This window comes from Rhizobium sp. SRDI969, assembly GCF_025152725.1.
Classification (GTDB): domain Bacteria; phylum Pseudomonadota; class Alphaproteobacteria; order Rhizobiales; family Rhizobiaceae; genus Rhizobium; species Rhizobium leguminosarum_I.
The window spans coordinates 3,633,252-3,649,116 of sequence record NZ_CP104035.1; the positions used below are offsets into that span (position 1 = coordinate 3,633,252).

General features: G+C 62.2%; 19 protein-coding genes and 1 pseudogene. 14 read left to right on the forward strand and 6 right to left on the reverse strand.

Features of this window, described 5'->3' with window-relative positions; genetic code table 11:
- Nucleotides 1-51: 51 nt before the first annotated feature.
- Both N2A41_RS18095 and N2A41_RS18100 read right to left on the reverse strand, forming a co-directional pair.
- Nucleotides 52-1,134: a tetratricopeptide repeat protein gene (locus tag N2A41_RS18095; RefSeq protein WP_260109405.1), complete on the reverse strand. Its 1,083-nt coding sequence runs from the start codon at nt 1,132-1,134 to the stop codon at nt 52-54.
- Between the two features lie 10 nt (nt 1,135-1,144).
- Nucleotides 1,145-1,798: a thiamine phosphate synthase gene (locus N2A41_RS18100; protein WP_260109406.1), complete on the reverse strand. Its 654-nt coding sequence runs from the start codon at nt 1,796-1,798 to the stop codon at nt 1,145-1,147.
- Nucleotides 1,799-1,905: 107 nt separating this feature from the next.
- On the opposite strand from N2A41_RS18100, the gene N2A41_RS18105 reads away from it, so the two are divergent.
- Both N2A41_RS18105 and N2A41_RS18110 read left to right on the forward strand, forming a co-directional pair.
- Entirely contained in the window at nt 1,906-2,670 is a 765-nt protein-coding gene (locus N2A41_RS18105; protein ID WP_260109407.1) for a sulfite exporter TauE/SafE family protein, read from the forward strand.
- A gap of 137 nt (nt 2,671-2,807) precedes the next feature.
- Nucleotides 2,808-3,068 (forward strand): ArsR/SmtB family transcription factor, encoded by a 261-nt coding sequence (locus N2A41_RS18110; RefSeq protein ID WP_003542830.1) that lies wholly within the window; start codon nt 2,808-2,810, stop codon nt 3,066-3,068.
- A 205-nt stretch (nt 3,069-3,273) separates the two neighbouring features.
- On the opposite strand, the gene N2A41_RS18115 is transcribed toward N2A41_RS18110, so the two are convergent.
- Nucleotides 3,274-3,447 carry a YdcH family protein gene (locus tag N2A41_RS18115; protein WP_003542831.1) on the reverse strand — a complete coding sequence of 58 codons (174 nt, stop codon included), beginning with the start codon at nt 3,445-3,447 and terminating at the stop codon, nt 3,274-3,276.
- Between the two features lie 227 nt (nt 3,448-3,674).
- Between N2A41_RS18115 and N2A41_RS18120 the strand changes: the two genes are divergently transcribed.
- From N2A41_RS18120 to N2A41_RS18145, 6 genes are all read left to right on the forward strand, one after another.
- Nucleotides 3,675-3,878 (forward strand): YdcH family protein, encoded by a 204-nt coding sequence (locus tag N2A41_RS18120; protein ID WP_017968168.1) that lies wholly within the window; start codon nt 3,675-3,677, stop codon nt 3,876-3,878.
- Between the two features lie 18 nt (nt 3,879-3,896).
- Nucleotides 3,897-4,391, forward strand: coding sequence for a 5-(carboxyamino)imidazole ribonucleotide mutase (purE, locus tag N2A41_RS18125; protein WP_017968169.1), 495 nt, complete (start codon nt 3,897-3,899; stop codon nt 4,389-4,391).
- The gene (locus tag N2A41_RS18130) at nt 4,388-5,464 is read left to right on the forward strand and encodes a 5-(carboxyamino)imidazole ribonucleotide synthase (protein ID WP_260109408.1); all 1,077 of its coding nucleotides are present in this window, start codon (nt 4,388-4,390) and stop codon (nt 5,462-5,464) included. The genes purE and N2A41_RS18130 overlap by 4 nt, the downstream gene beginning before the upstream one ends.
- A 164-nt stretch (nt 5,465-5,628) precedes the next feature.
- Complete coding sequence (ykgO, locus tag N2A41_RS18135; RefSeq protein WP_003566454.1) at nt 5,629-5,754, forward strand: type B 50S ribosomal protein L36; 126 nt, start codon at nt 5,629-5,631, stop codon at nt 5,752-5,754.
- Between the two features lie 112 nt (nt 5,755-5,866).
- Nucleotides 5,867-6,502 (forward strand): tetratricopeptide repeat protein, encoded by a 636-nt coding sequence (locus N2A41_RS18140; protein WP_260109409.1) that lies wholly within the window; start codon nt 5,867-5,869, stop codon nt 6,500-6,502.
- Nucleotides 6,503-6,616: 114 nt separating this feature from the next.
- The gene (locus N2A41_RS18145; RefSeq protein WP_026154570.1) at nt 6,617-7,693 is read left to right on the forward strand and encodes an alpha/beta fold hydrolase; all 1,077 of its coding nucleotides are present in this window, start codon (nt 6,617-6,619) and stop codon (nt 7,691-7,693) included.
- A 50-nt stretch (nt 7,694-7,743) separates the two neighbouring features.
- Here the strand turns inward: N2A41_RS18145 and N2A41_RS18150 are convergent, their stop codons facing one another.
- Complete coding sequence (locus tag N2A41_RS18150) at nt 7,744-8,460, reverse strand: SDR family oxidoreductase (RefSeq protein WP_170259793.1); 717 nt, start codon at nt 8,458-8,460, stop codon at nt 7,744-7,746.
- A gap of 116 nt (nt 8,461-8,576) precedes the next feature.
- Between N2A41_RS18150 and N2A41_RS18155 the strand changes: the two genes are divergently transcribed.
- From N2A41_RS18155 to N2A41_RS18165, 3 genes are all read left to right on the forward strand, one after another.
- Nucleotides 8,577-9,431, forward strand: a complete 855-nt coding sequence (locus tag N2A41_RS18155; protein ID WP_222280430.1) for a helix-turn-helix transcriptional regulator — start codon at nt 8,577-8,579, stop codon at nt 9,429-9,431.
- A gap of 75 nt (nt 9,432-9,506) precedes the next feature.
- On the forward strand, nt 9,507-11,243 hold the full coding sequence (gene ggt / locus N2A41_RS18160; RefSeq protein WP_222280429.1) for a gamma-glutamyltransferase: 1,737 nt from the start codon (nt 9,507-9,509) through the stop codon (nt 11,241-11,243).
- A 155-nt stretch (nt 11,244-11,398) separates the two neighbouring features.
- Nucleotides 11,399-12,373: a threonine ammonia-lyase gene (locus tag N2A41_RS18165; protein ID WP_260109410.1), complete on the forward strand. Its 975-nt coding sequence runs from the start codon at nt 11,399-11,401 to the stop codon at nt 12,371-12,373.
- Nucleotides 12,374-12,436: 63 nt separating this feature from the next.
- Here N2A41_RS18165 and N2A41_RS18170 read toward each other — a convergent pair.
- Together N2A41_RS18170 and N2A41_RS18175 are read right to left on the reverse strand one after the other, a co-directional pair.
- Nucleotides 12,437-13,248, reverse strand: a pseudogene (locus N2A41_RS18170) (phytanoyl-CoA dioxygenase family protein).
- A gap of 196 nt (nt 13,249-13,444) precedes the next feature.
- On the reverse strand, nt 13,445-14,377 hold the full coding sequence (locus tag N2A41_RS18175) for a LysR substrate-binding domain-containing protein (RefSeq protein WP_222384576.1): 933 nt from the start codon (nt 14,375-14,377) through the stop codon (nt 13,445-13,447).
- Nucleotides 14,378-14,494: 117 nt separating this feature from the next.
- On the opposite strand from N2A41_RS18175, the gene N2A41_RS18180 reads away from it, so the two are divergent.
- The 3 genes from N2A41_RS18180 to N2A41_RS18190 are packed head-to-tail and all read left to right on the forward strand — an operon-like array spanning nt 14,495 to nt 15,863.
- The gene (locus tag N2A41_RS18180; protein ID WP_162116994.1) at nt 14,495-14,914 is read left to right on the forward strand and encodes a tautomerase family protein; all 420 of its coding nucleotides are present in this window, start codon (nt 14,495-14,497) and stop codon (nt 14,912-14,914) included.
- Nucleotides 14,911-15,315 carry a cupin domain-containing protein gene (locus N2A41_RS18185; protein ID WP_222384575.1) on the forward strand — a complete coding sequence of 135 codons (405 nt, stop codon included), beginning with the start codon at nt 14,911-14,913 and terminating at the stop codon, nt 15,313-15,315. Before N2A41_RS18180 ends, N2A41_RS18185 begins: the two co-directional genes overlap by 4 nt.
- Nucleotides 15,312-15,863 (forward strand): DUF4865 family protein, encoded by a 552-nt coding sequence (locus N2A41_RS18190; RefSeq protein ID WP_260109411.1) that lies wholly within the window; start codon nt 15,312-15,314, stop codon nt 15,861-15,863. The genes N2A41_RS18185 and N2A41_RS18190 overlap by 4 nt, the downstream gene beginning before the upstream one ends.
- The last annotated feature ends 2 nt before the right edge of the window (nt 15,864-15,865 follow it).

A 15,865-nucleotide genomic window follows, 5' to 3' on the forward strand; every position in this document is an offset into this window, starting at 1 on the left:
CGCAACAGTGTGTAGCGCGCTTTGGGGCAACTCCAGTAAACCGCGCGGCCGCTAACGCCGCCGGAATTTGTTGGCAGCCTCGATCGCCGCCTTCTGCTGATCCTCTTCGATGCCGAGATAGAAATCCTCGAGCGCCGGATCGGCGAGCCCGGCCCGGCGTGACAGCACGTACCACTTCGCCGCCTCGATCGGATTGGGCGGCGTGCCGATGGCATTGATATAGAGATGGGCGAGCTTGTTCTGCGCGGCGACATTGCCGCCATTGGCGGCAAGTTTCAGCCATTCGAAGCCCTTGACGTAATCCTTCGGCCCGCCGACGCCGTTGACCAGCCAGATGCCGAGATCGAGCTGGGCCGTGTCGAAGCCGGCGCGCGCCGCGCGTACCATCCACTCGCGGGCGAGCTTCTTCTTTTCCTCCGGCAGGTCTTTCAGCGTCGCATAGATCTGCGCCACGGCATATTGCGAATCGGCAATGCCCTGCTCGGCTGATTTCTCATAGAACGGCAGTGCGAGCTTCAGTCCCTTGTCGCCGGGATTGTCGGCGATGAGAAGCTGCGCCCAGTTGAATTCCGCTGAAGGATTGCCGGCCTCGGCCGCCTTGCGCATGTAGTCGTCGGCCTTGACCTTGTCACGCGGGACGCCCTCGCCTTCCATCAGGATCAGTGCATATTTGAACATTGCCGCCGGATCGGCACCTTCTGCCGCCTTGCCGTACCAGAAGGCAGCATTCTTCACGTCTTTCTTGACGCCGAGGCCTTGCGACAGGATTTCGCCGATCAGTGTCTGCGCCGCCGGATCACCGAGTTGGGCGCGCGGTAGCGCCTTGTCCATTGCCGTCAGGTAATAACCGCGCTGGAAGGCACCGTAAGCCTCGTCGATCGGCCCCTTGTAATCCTTCTCCGGCGGCAGATCGGGCAGCTTCGCGCCCATGCGGTCGAACACGCCGACGCCATCGGAGGGCCCCGCGCCCGAGGCGGAAGGCCGGTCGGTGCGGAAGGTCGAAGCCGGCGCCGTGCCCGGCTGGCTGACGACGCTGTCCGGCGCCTGCGCCAAGACGACATCCGGTCCGGCCGCAACGAGGACGGCCATGCTGGCAAGGATATATTTCAGGAAGCGGACGGGTGGGATCGGCATGAGCGCGATTTCAATCCTCAAACCGTGGCGCTTTTTCGTCAAGCAACGCATTGATCTCGGCGACGACAGACGGTGCCCGGGCGGGCTCGGCGAAGACCGCCAGCCGCAGCGCCACGAACTCCGCTCCGGTCTCGGCGACGGCGAGCGCCGAGGCCGGATCGGCGCCACCCATGACGATGCAGGGGATCTCGATCATCGAGGCCCACCATTCGCCGAGCGCAAGGTTCTTCGGATGCGCCTCCGGCTTGATGTCGCCATCGAGCTTGCCGAAGAAGATATAGTCCGGCCTGGCTTCGCCGATCTCCAACGCATGGTGCCGGTCGGCCGCGTTGCCGCCGCCGATGATCAGCTTCGGCGCGTGTTTGTCGATCGCTTCCGAAAGCGCCGCTACATTGCCGGAAATGTGCAAGCCGTCGGCTTTCGCGCGGCCTGCGACACGGCTGTCGCCTGCAATGAGCGCGGCTGCTCCAGCATCCTGAATCAATGGCACCAGCTTTTCGGCATGTTTCTGGAAGCTGCCGTCGTCAAGCCCATATTGCGGCACGATCACCGAAGCGACATCGCCGCCCTTCAGCGCGTCGGCGACGACCTTTGCCTGTTCATCGGCATCAGCGATATCAGGTACGATGAGCACAAGGCGGCAGCGGTTTTCCGGTTCGGTCATGAGGTCTTTCCGTTTCCTGCGAATTCCCCTTCGAAATGAGGGATCCGCACTCGTTTTGTGTGAGTAGTTCCGTTAGACGAGGCTTGCAAGAGGAGGACGTCGAAAGCATGCCGCAGGATTTGTCATTCTACTACGCCGCCGTGCCCGCCGTTCTGCTGGTAGGCCTCGCAAAAGGCGGCATGGGCGACGCTTTGTCGCTGATCGGCTTGCCCTTCCTTGCCCTCGTCGTCTCGCCGGTTGAGGCGGCCGCCATCCTGCTGCCGATTCTGGTCTTCATGGACATGATCTCGCTCGTCATCTGGCGCAAGCATGGCGACTGGGCGACGCTGAAGATCATGCTGCCGGGCGCCGTCTTCGGCATTGCGCTGGGCTGGGCGACCTCGGCGCTGGTTCCGGGCAACATGCTGCGCATCGTCATCGGCGCGGTGACCATCCTGTTCTGCCTGCGCTATTTCTGGAACAATTTCGGCCCGGGCGCCGACAAGGTGATCCCGCCGCGCGGCCAGCGACCGGTGGCCGCCAGCCTCTGGGGGACATTTTCCGGTTACGGCAGCTTCGTTGCTCATGCGGGCGGTGCGCCCTTCCAGATCTATGCCCTGCCGCTCAAATTGCAGCCACGCGAATATACCGGCACCAGCGTGCGCTTCTTCGCGATCCTCAACGCCATCAAGCTGATCCCCTATTTTGCGCTCGGCCAACTCGACAACCAGAATCTTGCGACCTCCGCGACGCTTCTACCCTTTGCCCCGCTCGCCACCATTGCCGGCGCCTGGTGCGTGCGCCGCATGAAGCCACAGATCTTCTATCCCTTCATGTATGCGATGGCGCTGATCGCCGCCTTCCTGATCGTGCGCGAGGGCCTTGGCTGGTAGAAACCGCTAAAGCATGTCGCGCAAGTGTGCGGCGGTTTTACGCTAACGACATGCGTAAAAACAAAGACCTAAAGCGCGGCACGCTGCAATGCACAATTTCCTTGCTGGCGCGGCCGGTTTGACGTAGCGTTCCCGCCATGTCGAACACGGACCCTTTCTCTGCAATTGCCGATCCGAACCGGCGGTTTCTGCTGGAGGAATTGCGTCGCGCGCCACGGACGGTCAACGAGCTCGCCGAAGGCCTGCCGATCAGCCGTCCAGCTGTTTCACAGCACCTGAAGGCGCTTCTCGACAGCAATCTGGTCTCCGTGACCTCGGAAGGCACCAAACGCATCTATACGGTCAACAACCGCGGCTTCGACAAGCTCAATTTATGGCTGGATCAGTTCTGGGCCTGATGCAGGTTCCCATAAGATCTGGGATACGATGTGAATCATAAGAATGCGATGCGAGACGTGGCGGACCCAAAAGCGCCAGCCACGATGCCGGATGCATCGGACTGGCGCAAATATGGTGTCAAATCACCGGTTCTTGCTAATTCTTGGCGGAATGGATGGATTTACCTTCTTGCGCAAGATGATCGCCCGGCGACCCTTGGGAAGATTAGTGGACGGATGATTTAAGACGCTGAATCTCGTCCTTGATGCGCAGCTTGCGGCGCTTGCATTCGGCAAGTTCCGTATCGGAAATAGAGGGAGATGTTCTGAGCGCGTGCAACTCCTCCTCGAGAGCGACATGCTTTTTCTGGAGTGACTCAAGATGAGCTTGAACAGTCATATGACCCTTCCTTCCTCTTACCCTCCCCGGCCAACATCGTCGGGGATCAAGGTGTCAACGGCCGGACTGTGACATATTTTTGAAGGCTTGTCGAAGGCCAAAAGATGAAGACTGGATGGCAATTTCATGATCAAGACTAACTAGCCGTTACCCGTATTTGGTGATAGGAGCTTGCGGAAATCATCGCCAGATCGGACAAGGTCCAGGGACGGTAACGGGGAATGCATATGGCCGATCAGGAACAGGCGGAAATCAGGCTCACGGTGGCGCGCCTGCGTCAGGAGCATGAGGATTTCGATGCCGCGATCAACGCCATGATCCAGACCGGATGCGATGCTCTGCGAATCCAGCGAATGAAAAAGAAAAAACTTGTCATCAAGGACAGGCTCTCCAAGCTGGAAGATCAGATCATCCCTGACATTATCGCCTGAGAGGGAATAGCAGCATCGATGACAGACAGACCACCCGTCGCCATCATCATGGGCAGCCAGTCCGACTGGGAGACCATGAAAAACGCCGCCGACACGCTGGAGGCGCTGGAAATTCCCTATGACGCGCGCATTATTTCGGCGCACCGCACAGTGGACCGGCTGGTCAATTTCGCCAAGGGCGCACGCGCGGAGGGCTTCAAGGTCATCATCGCCGGCGCCGGCGGCGCCGCCCACCTGCCGGGCATGACCGCCGCGATGACACCGCTGCCGGTTTTCGGCGTGCCGGTCCAGTCGAAAGCCCTGTCCGGCCAGGACAGTCTTCTTTCCATCGTGCAGATGCCGGCCGGTATTCCCGTGGGCACGCTTGCCATCGGCAAGGCCGGCGCGGTCAACGCCGCGCTTCTCGCCGCTGCCGTACTTGCCCTTTCCGACGAAGAAATCGCCGACCGGCTCGACGAATGGCGCGAGCGCCAGAGTGCTGCCGTCGCCGAATACCCGATGGACAACCTATGACGGCAAGAACGATCGGCATTATCGGCGGCGGCCAGCTCGGCCGCATGCTGGCCATTGCCGCCGCCCGGTTGAATTTTCGTACGGTCATTCTCGAGCCGCAGGCGGACTGCCCGGCCGCCCAGCTCGCCAACCGGCAGATTACCGCCGCCTACGACGATCCGGCGGCACTGGCCGAACTTGCTGATATTTGCGATGTCGTCACTTACGAATTCGAGAACGTGCCCGTTGCAGCCGCCGAAAGGCTCTCAGCAAACGTATCCGTCTTTCCGCCACCGAAGGCGCTGGAAGCTGCCCAGGACCGCCTCCTCGAAAAGCTCTTTCTCAATGACTGCGGCATATCAACCGCCCGCTTCCACGCGATCGATAGCCAGGCCGATCTTGAGACGGCACTTGAGGATTTCGGCGGCCAGGGCGTGCTGAAGACCCGCCGCCTCGGTTATGACGGCAAGGGCCAGAAGGTTTTCCGCTCGGCGGCCGACAGCCCGGATGGCGCCTATGCCGCACTCGGCGGCGTACCGCTCATCCTCGAAAGCTTCATCGCGTTCGAGCGCGAGGTCTCGATCATCGCCGCGCGCGCCACCGACGGGACAGTCGTCTGCTTCGATCCCGCCGAGAATGTGCACCGCGACGGTATCCTTCACACGTCGACGGTTCCAGCCGCGATCTCTGCATCGACGGCGGACGCCGCGCGCCAATCGGCCGAAAAGATCCTTGCCGCGTTGAACTATGTCGGCGTCATCGGTATCGAATTCTTCATGCTTGCCGATGGTGGCCTGATCGCCAACGAGATGGCGCCGCGTGTCCACAACTCAGGTCACTGGACGGAAGCGGCCTGCGTCGTCAGCCAGTTCGAGCAGCATATCCGCGCCGTCGCCGGCCTGCCGCTTGGCAGTTCTGAACGCCATTCCGACTGTATCATGCAGAACCTGATCGGCGATGATATCCTTGCCGTTCCCGACTGGCTGAGGCGCCCCGATACGCTGGTTCATCTCTATGGCAAGATCGAGTGGCGCCCCGGCCGCAAGATGGGTCACGTCACCACCTTGACTCCGAAATCGCCGGTTTTGGCCTGAGAAAACACCCCTGCGCCTTCGGAAAAACACCTTCATGTGGTTGACACGGAAAAGGTGGCGGGGTATCTGCTCCCCCACCTAAACAGCGCGCCCGATGGCGCGCTTTTGATTGTTAAAGATACGGGCGAATGTGAATTCCCCCATAGAGATCGCGGATCAGAAAAATGAAGATCAAGAATTCGCTCAAGTCGCTTAAGGCTCGTCACCGTGACAACCGTCTGGTTCGCCGCAAGGGCCGCATCTACATCATCAACAAGCTGAACCCGCGCTTCAAGGCTCGTCAGGGCTGATTTCGCGCGTCCGGATCGCCCTGCCGCGTGAGCTTGCGCCGGCAGATATATCCGGTGGGTCGCTGCGGTGATCACGTCAAATTTGTTTGATCTTCGGCGCTGGCGGGCTAATATGTCCGCCATGCGTTTTTTTGCTTTGACATCAGCGGCGCTGCCGCTCGCCCTCATTCTCCTCACCGCCTCCTTTCCGGCCGCCGCCGCGGAAAAGCCCGCTGCCGCCGCGAAAAAGGACGTTATCGTCGAGCAGGCGGATACCGACAGTTCGCCAAAGCAGCACCTCGACCAGCTCTTCGGCCAGCTGAAGCGTGAACGCGATCCCGAAAAGGCCAGCGGCATCGCCAATGAAATCCGCATGGAATGGAACGATTCCGGCAGCGCCACCGTCAATCTGCTGATGCAGTGGGCCGACAAGGCGATCGAGGAAAAGCGCAATCCCGCGGCCCTCGATTTCCTCGATGAGGCGATCGCGCTGAAGCCCGATTATGCCGAAAGCTGGAACCGCCGCGCCACGCTGAATTTCGTCATGGGCAATTATCGCAAGTCGATGTCCGACATCGAACGTGTGCTCGATCTCGAGCCACGCCATTTCGGCGCGCTCTCCGGCATGGCGGCGATCCTCAGTAATTCCGGCAACGATCAGCTGACCTTGAAGGCTTGGGAGCGTTTCCTCGACGTCTATCCCGCCGAGCGCACTGCACAGGAACAGGCCAACACGCTTGCGGAAAAACTCGCCGGCAACCGCACCTGATTCCTGGACTGATATCTTGACGTCGGATCTCGCCGCGCAATTTTAGCATATGGAGGGAACGACATGGCGGTTGTCCGCCAGCAGGTCGTTCCGCAATTATCGCTCGTTGAGATCATGCTTGCAGAAGTTTCCGCTCTTCTCGCCCCGCTCGCCGCCGCCATCGGTTACTCCACTTATAAGGCGCGGCAATTCGAACACGCCTATCCGAATATCGGCGAACTGACGGATGTCGGCGGCTACCGCATGAATGCCGTCCACATCGAGCGTCCCGAAAATGCGGATCTGCCCGCCCTGGTTTTCATTCACGGCGCCAGCGGCAATTTGCTCGACCAGGTCGTTGCCTTCCGCGCCGCACTCGAAGGCCGGGCGGAAATGCTGTTCGTCGACCGCCCCGGTCATGGCTATTCCGAGCGCGGCGGCCCTGAGAACGCCGTCCCCTCCGGCCAGGCCGATGCGATCGCCAGACTGATGGAGAAGCGCGGCATCGAAAAGGCTGTTATCGTCGGCCATTCCTTCGGCGGCGCGATCACCGCCGCCTTCGGCCTGCGTCATCCTGATAAGACCGCGGGCTTGCTCTTCCTCGCGCCCGCCACCCATCCATGGCCGGGTGGCATCGACTGGTACTATCATGTGGCAACCGTGCCGATCGTCGGATGGCTCTTCAACCACGCGATCGTCGTGCCTCTCGGTCTGAGCCGGCTGGAGCGCGGCACGCTGAATGTCTTCCGTCCCAATCCGCGCCCGGCCGACTACATCGAAAAAACCGGGCCGTCGCTGGTGCTGCGACCCAACGCTTTCCATAACAACGCCGCCGATTTCAAAAGGCTGCTCGCCTATGTGAAGGAGCAGTCGCTGCTCTATTCGCAGATCACCGCACCGACCGTCATCATAACAGGTGACAGCGACGAGATCGTCTGGGAACACTTGCACTCGCGCGGCCTTGCCCGCGATATATCAGGCTCCGAACTCATCACCGTCAGCGGCGTCGGCCACAAGCCGGATTATCTCGCAACCGATGTCGCCATCGCCGCCATGGAGAAGCTATCAGGCAAGCCGCGCGACCTGCAAGCGATCGCCCGCAGGGCCGAAGAGAGGCTTGCCGCCTCCTCACGCGATCGGACGGCCGCGGCCGTACAGTCGTTGGGGTCGACCGGGCCGCGCGTTTTTTCAGACGCGCAGAGGACGCTGTAGCACTTTGAATTGCTGCATAATTTTGTCCTCAGCATTGCAGGAAACCTGCCTCAGGCGCCGAGACGCATGCCGCCGTCGCAGGTGACGACGTGGCCGCTCATGAAGCCGTTTCCGATCAGGAAGGCAATCACCTGCGCGATATCCTCCGGCCTGCCGACACGGCCGACCGGCGTGCGGCCGGCGAAATCCGCAAAGACGCTGCCGCGCTGCTCGGGCGGCAGGAAACTCCACCACGGCGTATCGACGACCCCGGGGGAAACGCCGTTGACGCGCAGCGGCTTCAATTCGGCGGCAAGCACCGGCACCATCGCCTCGATGCCGGCATTGACGGCCGCAAGCCCAGCCGTGCCAGGCATCGCAGCCTGCGCGCTGACCGCCGAAACGAAGGTGATGCTGCCGCCCGGCTGCAGCAGCGGCAGTGCCGCCTGGGCTGCCGCTGCATGCGGAACGAGCTTGGTCTGGAAACCGGCAAGCAGGTCCGTCATGTCGAGCGTCGCAAAAGGTCCGGCGCCGTGACCGCTGCCCATCGCGAGCACGAGATGACCGAATGCGCCGATCCCGGCAAAAGCTTCCCCGAGTGTGGAAAGCTCCGCCGCATCAAGCACGAGGCTGCGCAGATCGCCATCGAGCGATGCCTTCGCGGCGGCAAGCTTTTCACCGTCGCGGCCTGCAATGGTGACCGTATATCTCTGTTTCAAAAGTAATTTCGCCGTGGCGAGGCCGATGCCGGAAGAACCGCCGATGACGACCACATGCTGCAAAGACATGATGCTGCTCCTTGAATTGATCGATCCGCAGGCGTTTGAATCACCCGCGGCGCCGGCATCATGCGCGGCCTGGAAACGGCAAACAGTTCCAGTTTTATCCTGGTATCGATACTGATATGATTACCGCCATGGACCAGAGAGCCGACACATTCGAAGCCCGCCGCCGTGAATTCGCAGCCTTTCTGCGCTCTCGCCGCGAGCGGCTGACGCCGTCCGAGGTGGGCTTGCCCGAGGGATTTCGGCGGCGCACGCCAGGTCTCCGGCGCGAGGAGCTCGCCATGCTCGCCGGCGTCGGCACCACCTGGTACACCTGGCTGGAACAGGGCCGCGACATCAGGCCCTCCGCACAGGTGCTGAACGCCCTTGCCGATGCACTGCGCCTCGACGAGGCCGAACGCCGGCATCTCTTCACCCTCAACAATCGCCATGCGCCGCAGGCTGTATCCTCCGCACCCGAATGCGTCGACGAGCCGCTGCAACGCATGCTCGCCAACCTGACCCACCAACCGGCCTATGTGCTCGGCCGCCGGTGGGACGTGCTCGCCTGGAACCGCGCCGCCGACATGCTGTTCGGTGGTTACGACACGCTCGACCGCGACGAGCGCAACATCATGCATCGTCTCTTCGCCGACCCGGCGCATCGCCGGCTGCTCGTCGATTGGGAATCGGTTGCCCGCATCTCGCTGGCAATGTTCCGCGCCGACAGCGCGCGTTATGCCGGCGATCCGGATTTCGAACGGCTGATCGCGCTGCTGAAGCAGGCAAGCGACGAATTTCGCCACTGGTGGCAGCGCCACGAGGTCATCAGCCCGCTGTCCGGCATCAAGCGGATCGACCATCCCATCAAGGGCCGCATGTCCTTCGAACATACCGGCCTGACGCTGACAAACCGGCCGGAGATGAAGCTCATCGTCTACACGCCGCTCGATGACGACGATACCAACCGGAAACTCGCCGAACTTCTCGCATAAGGCAAATACTTTGCATTGCCTCGGGCTGCCGCAGTCCCATATGTTTTTCCATCATTGTCCATAGGAGGGGAAATCATGGGCCGCCTGCATATCGGGACGATCTCCATCATCGCAGCATTGTCGCTGAGCCTGACCGCGGCTTTCGCCGCCTCGCCTGCACCCGTTGAAGCCGAGCACGGCATGGTCGTCACCGCCCAGCATCTGGCGACCGATGTCGGCGTCGAGGTGCTGAAAGGCGGCGGCAATGCCGTCGATGCAGCGGTCGCCGTCGGTTATGCGCTGGCGGTCGTCTATCCCACGGCCGGCAACCTCGGCGGCGGCGGCTTCATGACCATTCGCCTGAAGGACGGCACCAAGACCTTTCTCGATTTTCGCGAACGCGCGCCGCTTGCCGCGACAAAGACCATGTATCTCGATGCCAAGGGCGATGTCGTGCCACGCGCCAGCCTCGACGGCTATCTCGCCGTCGGCGTGCCGGGCTCCGTGATGGGCTTCGAGACGGCACGCGAGAAATACGGCACCAAACCGCGCGAGGAGCTGATCGCACCGGCGCTCCGCTTCGCCAAGGAGGGCTTCACGCTGGAACAGGGCGATGCCGCAAGCTTTGCCGGCAGCGCCAAGCGCCTCGCCAGGGATGAGGCGGCAGCGAAAATCTTCCTGAAACCGGATGGCAAACCCTATGCATCGGGCGAAAAACTCCAGCAGCCGGATCTTGCCGTAGTCCTGACAGCCATCTCCGAAAAAGGTCCCGACGCCTTCTACAAAGCCGCCCCCGCCGAGGCGATCGTCAAGGCGAGCCAAGCCATGGGCGGCATCCTTGCAAAGGAGGATTTCGAGCAATATGCCGTGCGCGAGTTGAAGCCGATCGAGTGCAATTATCGCGGCTACGACATCATCTCCTCCCCGCCGCCGTCTTCCGGCGGCGTCATCATCTGCGAGATCCTCAACGTTCTCGAAGGTTATCCGCTCTCCTATCTCGGCTATAACTCGGCCGAAACCGTGCACATCATGGTCGAGGCGATGCGCTATGCTTATGTCGACCGCAATGCAGCACTCGGCGATCCCGATTTCGTCGAGAACCCGGTCGAGAAACTGCTCGATAAGAAATATGCCTCGGAAATTGCCGCCAAGATCGACCCCTACAAGGCCGGCACCTCGGCGAATCTGAAACCGCTCGGCGGCAAGGAAAGCACCGAGACGACGCATTATTCGATCATAGACGACGCGGGCAATGCGGTCGCCGTCACCTATACGCTGAACGGCTCCTTCGGCGCCGGCGTGGTGGCACCCGGCACCGGTGTCCTGCTCAACAACGAGATGGACGATTTCACCTCCAAGCCCGGCGTGCCGAACCTCTACGGGCTGGTGCAGGGCGAGGCCAATGCCATTGTCCCGAAGAAGACGCCGCTCTCCTCGATGAGCCCGACGATCGTCACCCGGGACGGCAAGCCCTTCATGGTGATCGGCAGCCCCGGCGGCTCGCGCATCATCACCATCACGCTGGAAGCAATCCTCAATGTCGTCGATTTCGGCATGGACATCAGTCAGGCGGTCAACGCCCCGCGTCTCCACCACCAATGGCAGCCCGACAAGGTCTTTCTCGAGCCTTATGCACTTTCGCCGGATACGGAAAAGACCCTCGCCGCGATGGGCTACAGCTTCGATGGCGGCAATGACGCGCCGCAATGGGGCCAGGCCGCCGGCATCCTCGTCGGCGGCAAAAGCCTTGCTGCCATCAAAAAAGGCGGTGGCGCCCGCTACAACGGCGCCATGGACAGCCGCGCAGCGGAAGGTTCGGCAAGCGGCTACTGACGCCTCGGGATCGCCTGATCAAACAGTCGGCAGAAGCGCAGCACGGCTGAAGAAGCAGCGGTGGTACCATTCATGTCACCGTGACAAAGTCGCCGTTCACAATTGGCTTGCCTCGCCCTATGCATGGGCGAACCCACAAGCAGAAAGATTCCCGAATGGCCAGCATTGAAATGATTGTCGCAGCCCGCGCCCGTCTGCGCGGTCATATCAGGCGTACGCCGCTTCTCTCCTCCCCTTTCCTCAATGAGATCGCCGGCCGGCGCCTGTTCGTGAAGGCGGAATGTCTGCAGCATTCCGGCTCGTTCAAGTTTCGCGGCGGCTGGTCGGCCGTCTCCGGCCTCGATCCGGCCGTGCGCTCGAAAGGCGTTATCGCCTTCTCCTCCGGCAACCACGCCCAGGGTGTTGCGCTTGCGGCCAAGCTGCACAATGTCCCCTCTGTCATCATCATGCCGAGCGATGCGCCGAAGCTGAAGATCGCCAACACCCGCGCCTTCGGCGCCGAAGTGGTGCTTTACGACCGCGTCACCGAGGATCGCGACGAGATCGGCGCGAGACTTTCGGCCGAGCGTGGGCTGACGCTGATCAAGCCCTTTGACGAACCGCTTGTCATTGCCGGTCAGGGCACGACTGGTCTTGAAATCTCCGAGCAGGCGGAAGAGGAAGGCGTGACATCAGCCGAAGTCCTGGTTCCCTGCGGCGGCGGCGGATTGACCTCCGGCATCGCGCTCGCCCTTGAAGCCAGTTCTCCCGGCTTTCGCGTCCGTCCCTGCGAGCCCAGGGATTTCGACGACACCACCCGCTCGTTGGCCTCCGGCAAGATCGAACGCAACGAGGCGGTATCGGGCTCGATCTGCGATGCGATCGTTACGCCGCAGCCGGGCAACATCACCTTCCCGATCCTCAAGCGCCTCGCCGGCGCCGGCATTGTTGTTACCGACGAGGAGGCGCTGCGCGCCATGGCACTCGCCTTCTCGCGGTTGAAGATCGTCGTCGAGCCCGGCGGCGCGGTGGCACTTGCCGCCGCCCTCTTCCATGGCGATGCTCTGGAAAGCGACACGGTCATCGCCGTCACCTCCGGCGGCAATGTCGATGCCGATATCTTCGCCATGGCTCTGGAACGGTTCGGCTGAGACGTCACGCCGGCGCGTCTTCGTGAGGCATCCGGCTCATCGAGCCGGATGCCAGATCAGCGATCAGATAGAGTGATCGTGAAGCGCCCGGCGGATTGCGATCTCGACCGGCGAATAGGCGCCGTCCTGCCGTTCAAGCCGAAGAGGTTCGGAAGGCACAAGGCCGGGCTGCGCCATAAAACGAGGCTCCTGGCCGCGATGCATCTGCGCCGCATGGATGAGGAATGGATGGCATAGATAGACTGTGCCCGCCTGCCCTGTTGCCAACGCCAGCGGCCGCTCTTCCCCGACATGCTCCAGCCAGAGATGCGCCATTCCCGCTTCGCCCGCCGGCGCCAGAAGGCGAGCGATATCCTTGTGCGAACCGACACGGATACGGGTCGGCGCATCTTCCTCCCCGACATCCGAGAACAGGAAGAGCATGAGCAACGCCCGCCCGCGCGAGTTGATATTCACCCGCCAGGCGGAAAAGTCCCGCTGCTCATCCGGATCGGAATCCTCGCCGGGAAAGCTCAGATCGACATGCCAACCGGCATCGCCGGGATCATCGGGATGGGGAAAGCGGACAGGAAACTGCCAAGTCCATTGCGCGGCTCCCAGCGCCCTTTGCCGACGAGCTGGTCGAAGACCGAATGCAATACCGGCGTGTTGACGGCTTTCTCGAACGGCCCGCCGCCATAGCCGGCAAGCCGCACGACCGGCTCCGTCCACGTGCTTGGATCATCGGCAGCGAAGGGAATGTCGCGCCACATGATGGCACGGGCTTCCCTGGCCAATTCGCGGGGAAAAGCGTCGTCGATCCTGACGAAACCATTCTCGATGAATCGCTCGATCTGCGCAGCACGCAGCGCTGCCGGATAAACATCTGATGTCATGATATATCACTCTCTATCGCCAATCCTGCCGGCTCTGTCTTTGGCCAGACGCAGGGTCATTACGGTCCACGGCAACGGGCCAGCCGCAAAGGCTGGTTAGCGACCGCATCCTCTGATGCCCGAAGGCGGAGCCTTAGAGGCTCAAGAAGAAGGCCATAGCGATATTGAGAGTGATCATCTTCATAGCGGCCGAAAGCTACAGCCACGCGTCCGAACGGTCAATGCTGAGATCTCGGGCCACCACCCCATGCAACGCGCCATGCACCGACTGAAGCACGAGTTCGGCAAGCCGCGCCGCAGCCGGTTGCTGTTCGGCTTCCGCCCGATGCAGGACCAGGCCGAGCTTCGGCAAATCAGGCAGGCCGATTGCTCCCGGCGCCAGCGGCCGGACCTTCGCCGGCAGGCCGATCGGCGTGCGGATGGTAAGGCCGAGGCCCGCCGCCGTCGCGGCCCAGAGACCGCCGAGACTGGGACTGACGAAGGCGAGCCGCCAGGAGATCCCCGCCTCATCAAGCGCCTTGGTCGCCGCGCTCCGCAACAGACACGGCGCCTCTAACGAAGCGAGCGGCATCGGCTCGCCGCTTGCCGCTTGCCAGCCCGGCTGCCCCTCGGCAGGTCCGATCCAGCGCATCGGCACTTCGCCGATCCGCTCGCAATGCGCCGTCAGCGTGCCATCGCTCCAGGCAAGCGCCAGATCGAGCTTGCCCGATGTGACGCGCTCAAGCAGCTCGGCATTGCGCACCACCCGCGCTTCGATTCGGACCTTCGGGTGCGCGCGCGCAAAGCGGCCGAGCACATCCGGCAGCAGGGTCTCGCCGAAGTCCTCCTGCAGGCCGAGCCGCACCCAGCCTTCCAGCTCGACGCTGTTGACGGCGGCAGCCGCCTCGTCGTTGAGTTCCAGCAGCCGCCTGGCATAACCGAGCATCGTCTCGCCGGCATCGGTCAGCGCCAGCCCGCGACCCACCTTGCGGAAGATCGGCGTGCCCGCCTGTTCCTCCAGCTTCTTCAGCTGCGCACTCACTGCCGAGGTCGAACGCCCGAGCCGCTCGGCCGCCTTGGCGAAATTGCCAAGCTCCATGCCGGTCGAAAAGGTTCGAAGCACATCGAGATCGAAGATCGTCCGTCGCATTAGATAATCCCATTTTTCAGGATCATTAATCCATAAAATTCTGATTTTCAGCATCATGGTGCCGTGCGATGCTTCTGCTGTCAAGGCCGACGGACGGCCTGAACCATGGAGATCCCGATGCCCTTCGTTCGCATTTCCCTTCGCAAAGGCAAGTCGGCGGACTACCTCGCGGCGCTGGCCGACAACATCCAGCGCGCCCTGGTCGAGACCTTCGACGTGCCCGAAAACGACCGCTTCCAGACCATTCACCAGCACGACGACAACGAGCTGATCTTCGACCGCAGCTATCTCGCCGGCCCGCGCTCCGACGATTTCGTCTATATCTCGGTCACCATCGGCAGGCCTCGCACCGGCGAGATGAAGGCAGCACTCTATCGGCGGCTCGCCGAACTCCTTGCGCAATCGCCGGGCCTTCGGCCCGAGAACGTGATGATCGTCATCAGCACCAGCGCACCGGAAGACTGGTCCTTCGGTAATGGTATTGCCCAGATGACCGACCCAGACTGGCGGCTTCGTCTGGCTGGAGCCCGGCGATGAGTGCCTCGAACCCGAAGACCATGACCATCAGGCGCCCCGGCAGGGCAGTCCGCTCGCCTGAGGGCGTCGCAACTTCGCCTTTCTGGGTCGAGATGCTGCTCGAAGGCAGCGCCGATGGCGAGAACACCGCAATGCGCGCCATGCTCGATCCCGGCACCATCACCCGCTGGCACACGCATCCCAGAGGCCAGCTACTTTATGTACTTTCGGGCTATGGGCTGGCGCAGAACGAGCGCGGCCCGGTTGAAACATTGCGTCCCGGCGATGCCGCTTGGTTTGCGCCCGGCGAGCGTCACTGGCATGGAGCGGCCGATGACAGCACCTTCAGCTATATCAGCGTCCAGCCGACCGAAAACGGCAGCATCGTCGAATGGCTGCAACCGGTGGAGGCACAGTCATGATCACCATGCAATACAGCTTCACCCTGCCTGCCGATTACGACATGTCGATCATCGACCGCCGCATCCGCGACAAGGGTCCACTGCTCGACGGCTTTCCCAATCTCGGCGTCAAAGCCTATCTCAGCGCCCGCAAGGGAGAGTTCGGCAGCCACGACAATCTCTATGCGCCCTTCTATCTCTGGCAGACGCCGCAAGGGGCAAGCGACTTCCTCTGCGGTCCGGGGTTTGAGACGCTCACCCGCGCCTTCGGCTGGCCGCAGGTGAGGAGCTGGATCGTCTGGCGGTCGGAAGTCTCATCCGACATCGCCGCAGCCAGGTTCGCCACACGCGATGTCCTGCAGACGGAGCCTTATGCGCCGCTCTCCGACATTCGCCGCGCCGAAAGCGCGGCGGCCGAAGCAGACCTGGCGGCAGGCGGCGCACTCGCCTCCATTTCCGGCTTCGAACCGACGAGCTGGACGCGGGTACGCTTCAGGCTATGGCGAGAGATTCCCGAGATCGGCGAGCACACCCAGGCCTATCGCGTCGGCCACCTATCCCTGCCCTGAGC

Excerpts from the sequence above, each read along its gene's own strand:
- N2A41_RS18095 (WP_260109405.1), bottom strand. The coding sequence starts at position 1,134 with ATGCCGATCCCACCCGTCCGCTTCCTGAAATATATCCTTGCCAGCATG.
- N2A41_RS18100 (WP_260109406.1), bottom strand. The coding sequence starts at position 1,798 with ATGACCGAACCGGAAAACCGCTGCCGCCTTGTGCTCATCGTACCTGAT.
- N2A41_RS18105 (WP_260109407.1), top strand. The coding sequence starts at position 1,906 with ATGCCGCAGGATTTGTCATTCTACTACGCCGCCGTGCCCGCCGTTCTG.
- N2A41_RS18110 (WP_003542830.1), top strand. The coding sequence starts at position 2,808 with ATGTCGAACACGGACCCTTTCTCTGCAATTGCCGATCCGAACCGGCGG.
- N2A41_RS18115 (WP_003542831.1), bottom strand. The coding sequence starts at position 3,447 with ATGACTGTTCAAGCTCATCTTGAGTCACTCCAGAAAAAGCATGTCGCT.
- N2A41_RS18120 (WP_017968168.1), top strand. The coding sequence starts at position 3,675 with ATGGCCGATCAGGAACAGGCGGAAATCAGGCTCACGGTGGCGCGCCTG.
- purE (WP_017968169.1), top strand. The coding sequence starts at position 3,897 with ATGACAGACAGACCACCCGTCGCCATCATCATGGGCAGCCAGTCCGAC.
- N2A41_RS18130 (WP_260109408.1), top strand. The coding sequence starts at position 4,388 with ATGACGGCAAGAACGATCGGCATTATCGGCGGCGGCCAGCTCGGCCGC.
- ykgO (WP_003566454.1), top strand. The coding sequence starts at position 5,629 with ATGAAGATCAAGAATTCGCTCAAGTCGCTTAAGGCTCGTCACCGTGAC.
- N2A41_RS18140 (WP_260109409.1), top strand. The coding sequence starts at position 5,867 with ATGTCCGCCATGCGTTTTTTTGCTTTGACATCAGCGGCGCTGCCGCTC.
- N2A41_RS18145 (WP_026154570.1), top strand. The coding sequence starts at position 6,617 with ATGCTTGCAGAAGTTTCCGCTCTTCTCGCCCCGCTCGCCGCCGCCATC.
- N2A41_RS18150 (WP_170259793.1), bottom strand. The coding sequence starts at position 8,460 with ATGTCTTTGCAGCATGTGGTCGTCATCGGCGGTTCTTCCGGCATCGGC.
- N2A41_RS18155 (WP_222280430.1), top strand. The coding sequence starts at position 8,577 with ATGATTACCGCCATGGACCAGAGAGCCGACACATTCGAAGCCCGCCGC.
- ggt (WP_222280429.1), top strand. The coding sequence starts at position 9,507 with ATGGGCCGCCTGCATATCGGGACGATCTCCATCATCGCAGCATTGTCG.
- N2A41_RS18165 (WP_260109410.1), top strand. The coding sequence starts at position 11,399 with ATGGCCAGCATTGAAATGATTGTCGCAGCCCGCGCCCGTCTGCGCGGT.
- N2A41_RS18175 (WP_222384576.1), bottom strand. The coding sequence starts at position 14,377 with ATGCGACGGACGATCTTCGATCTCGATGTGCTTCGAACCTTTTCGACC.
- N2A41_RS18180 (WP_162116994.1), top strand. The coding sequence starts at position 14,495 with ATGCCCTTCGTTCGCATTTCCCTTCGCAAAGGCAAGTCGGCGGACTAC.
- N2A41_RS18185 (WP_222384575.1), top strand. The coding sequence starts at position 14,911 with ATGAGTGCCTCGAACCCGAAGACCATGACCATCAGGCGCCCCGGCAGG.
- N2A41_RS18190 (WP_260109411.1), top strand. The coding sequence starts at position 15,312 with ATGATCACCATGCAATACAGCTTCACCCTGCCTGCCGATTACGACATG.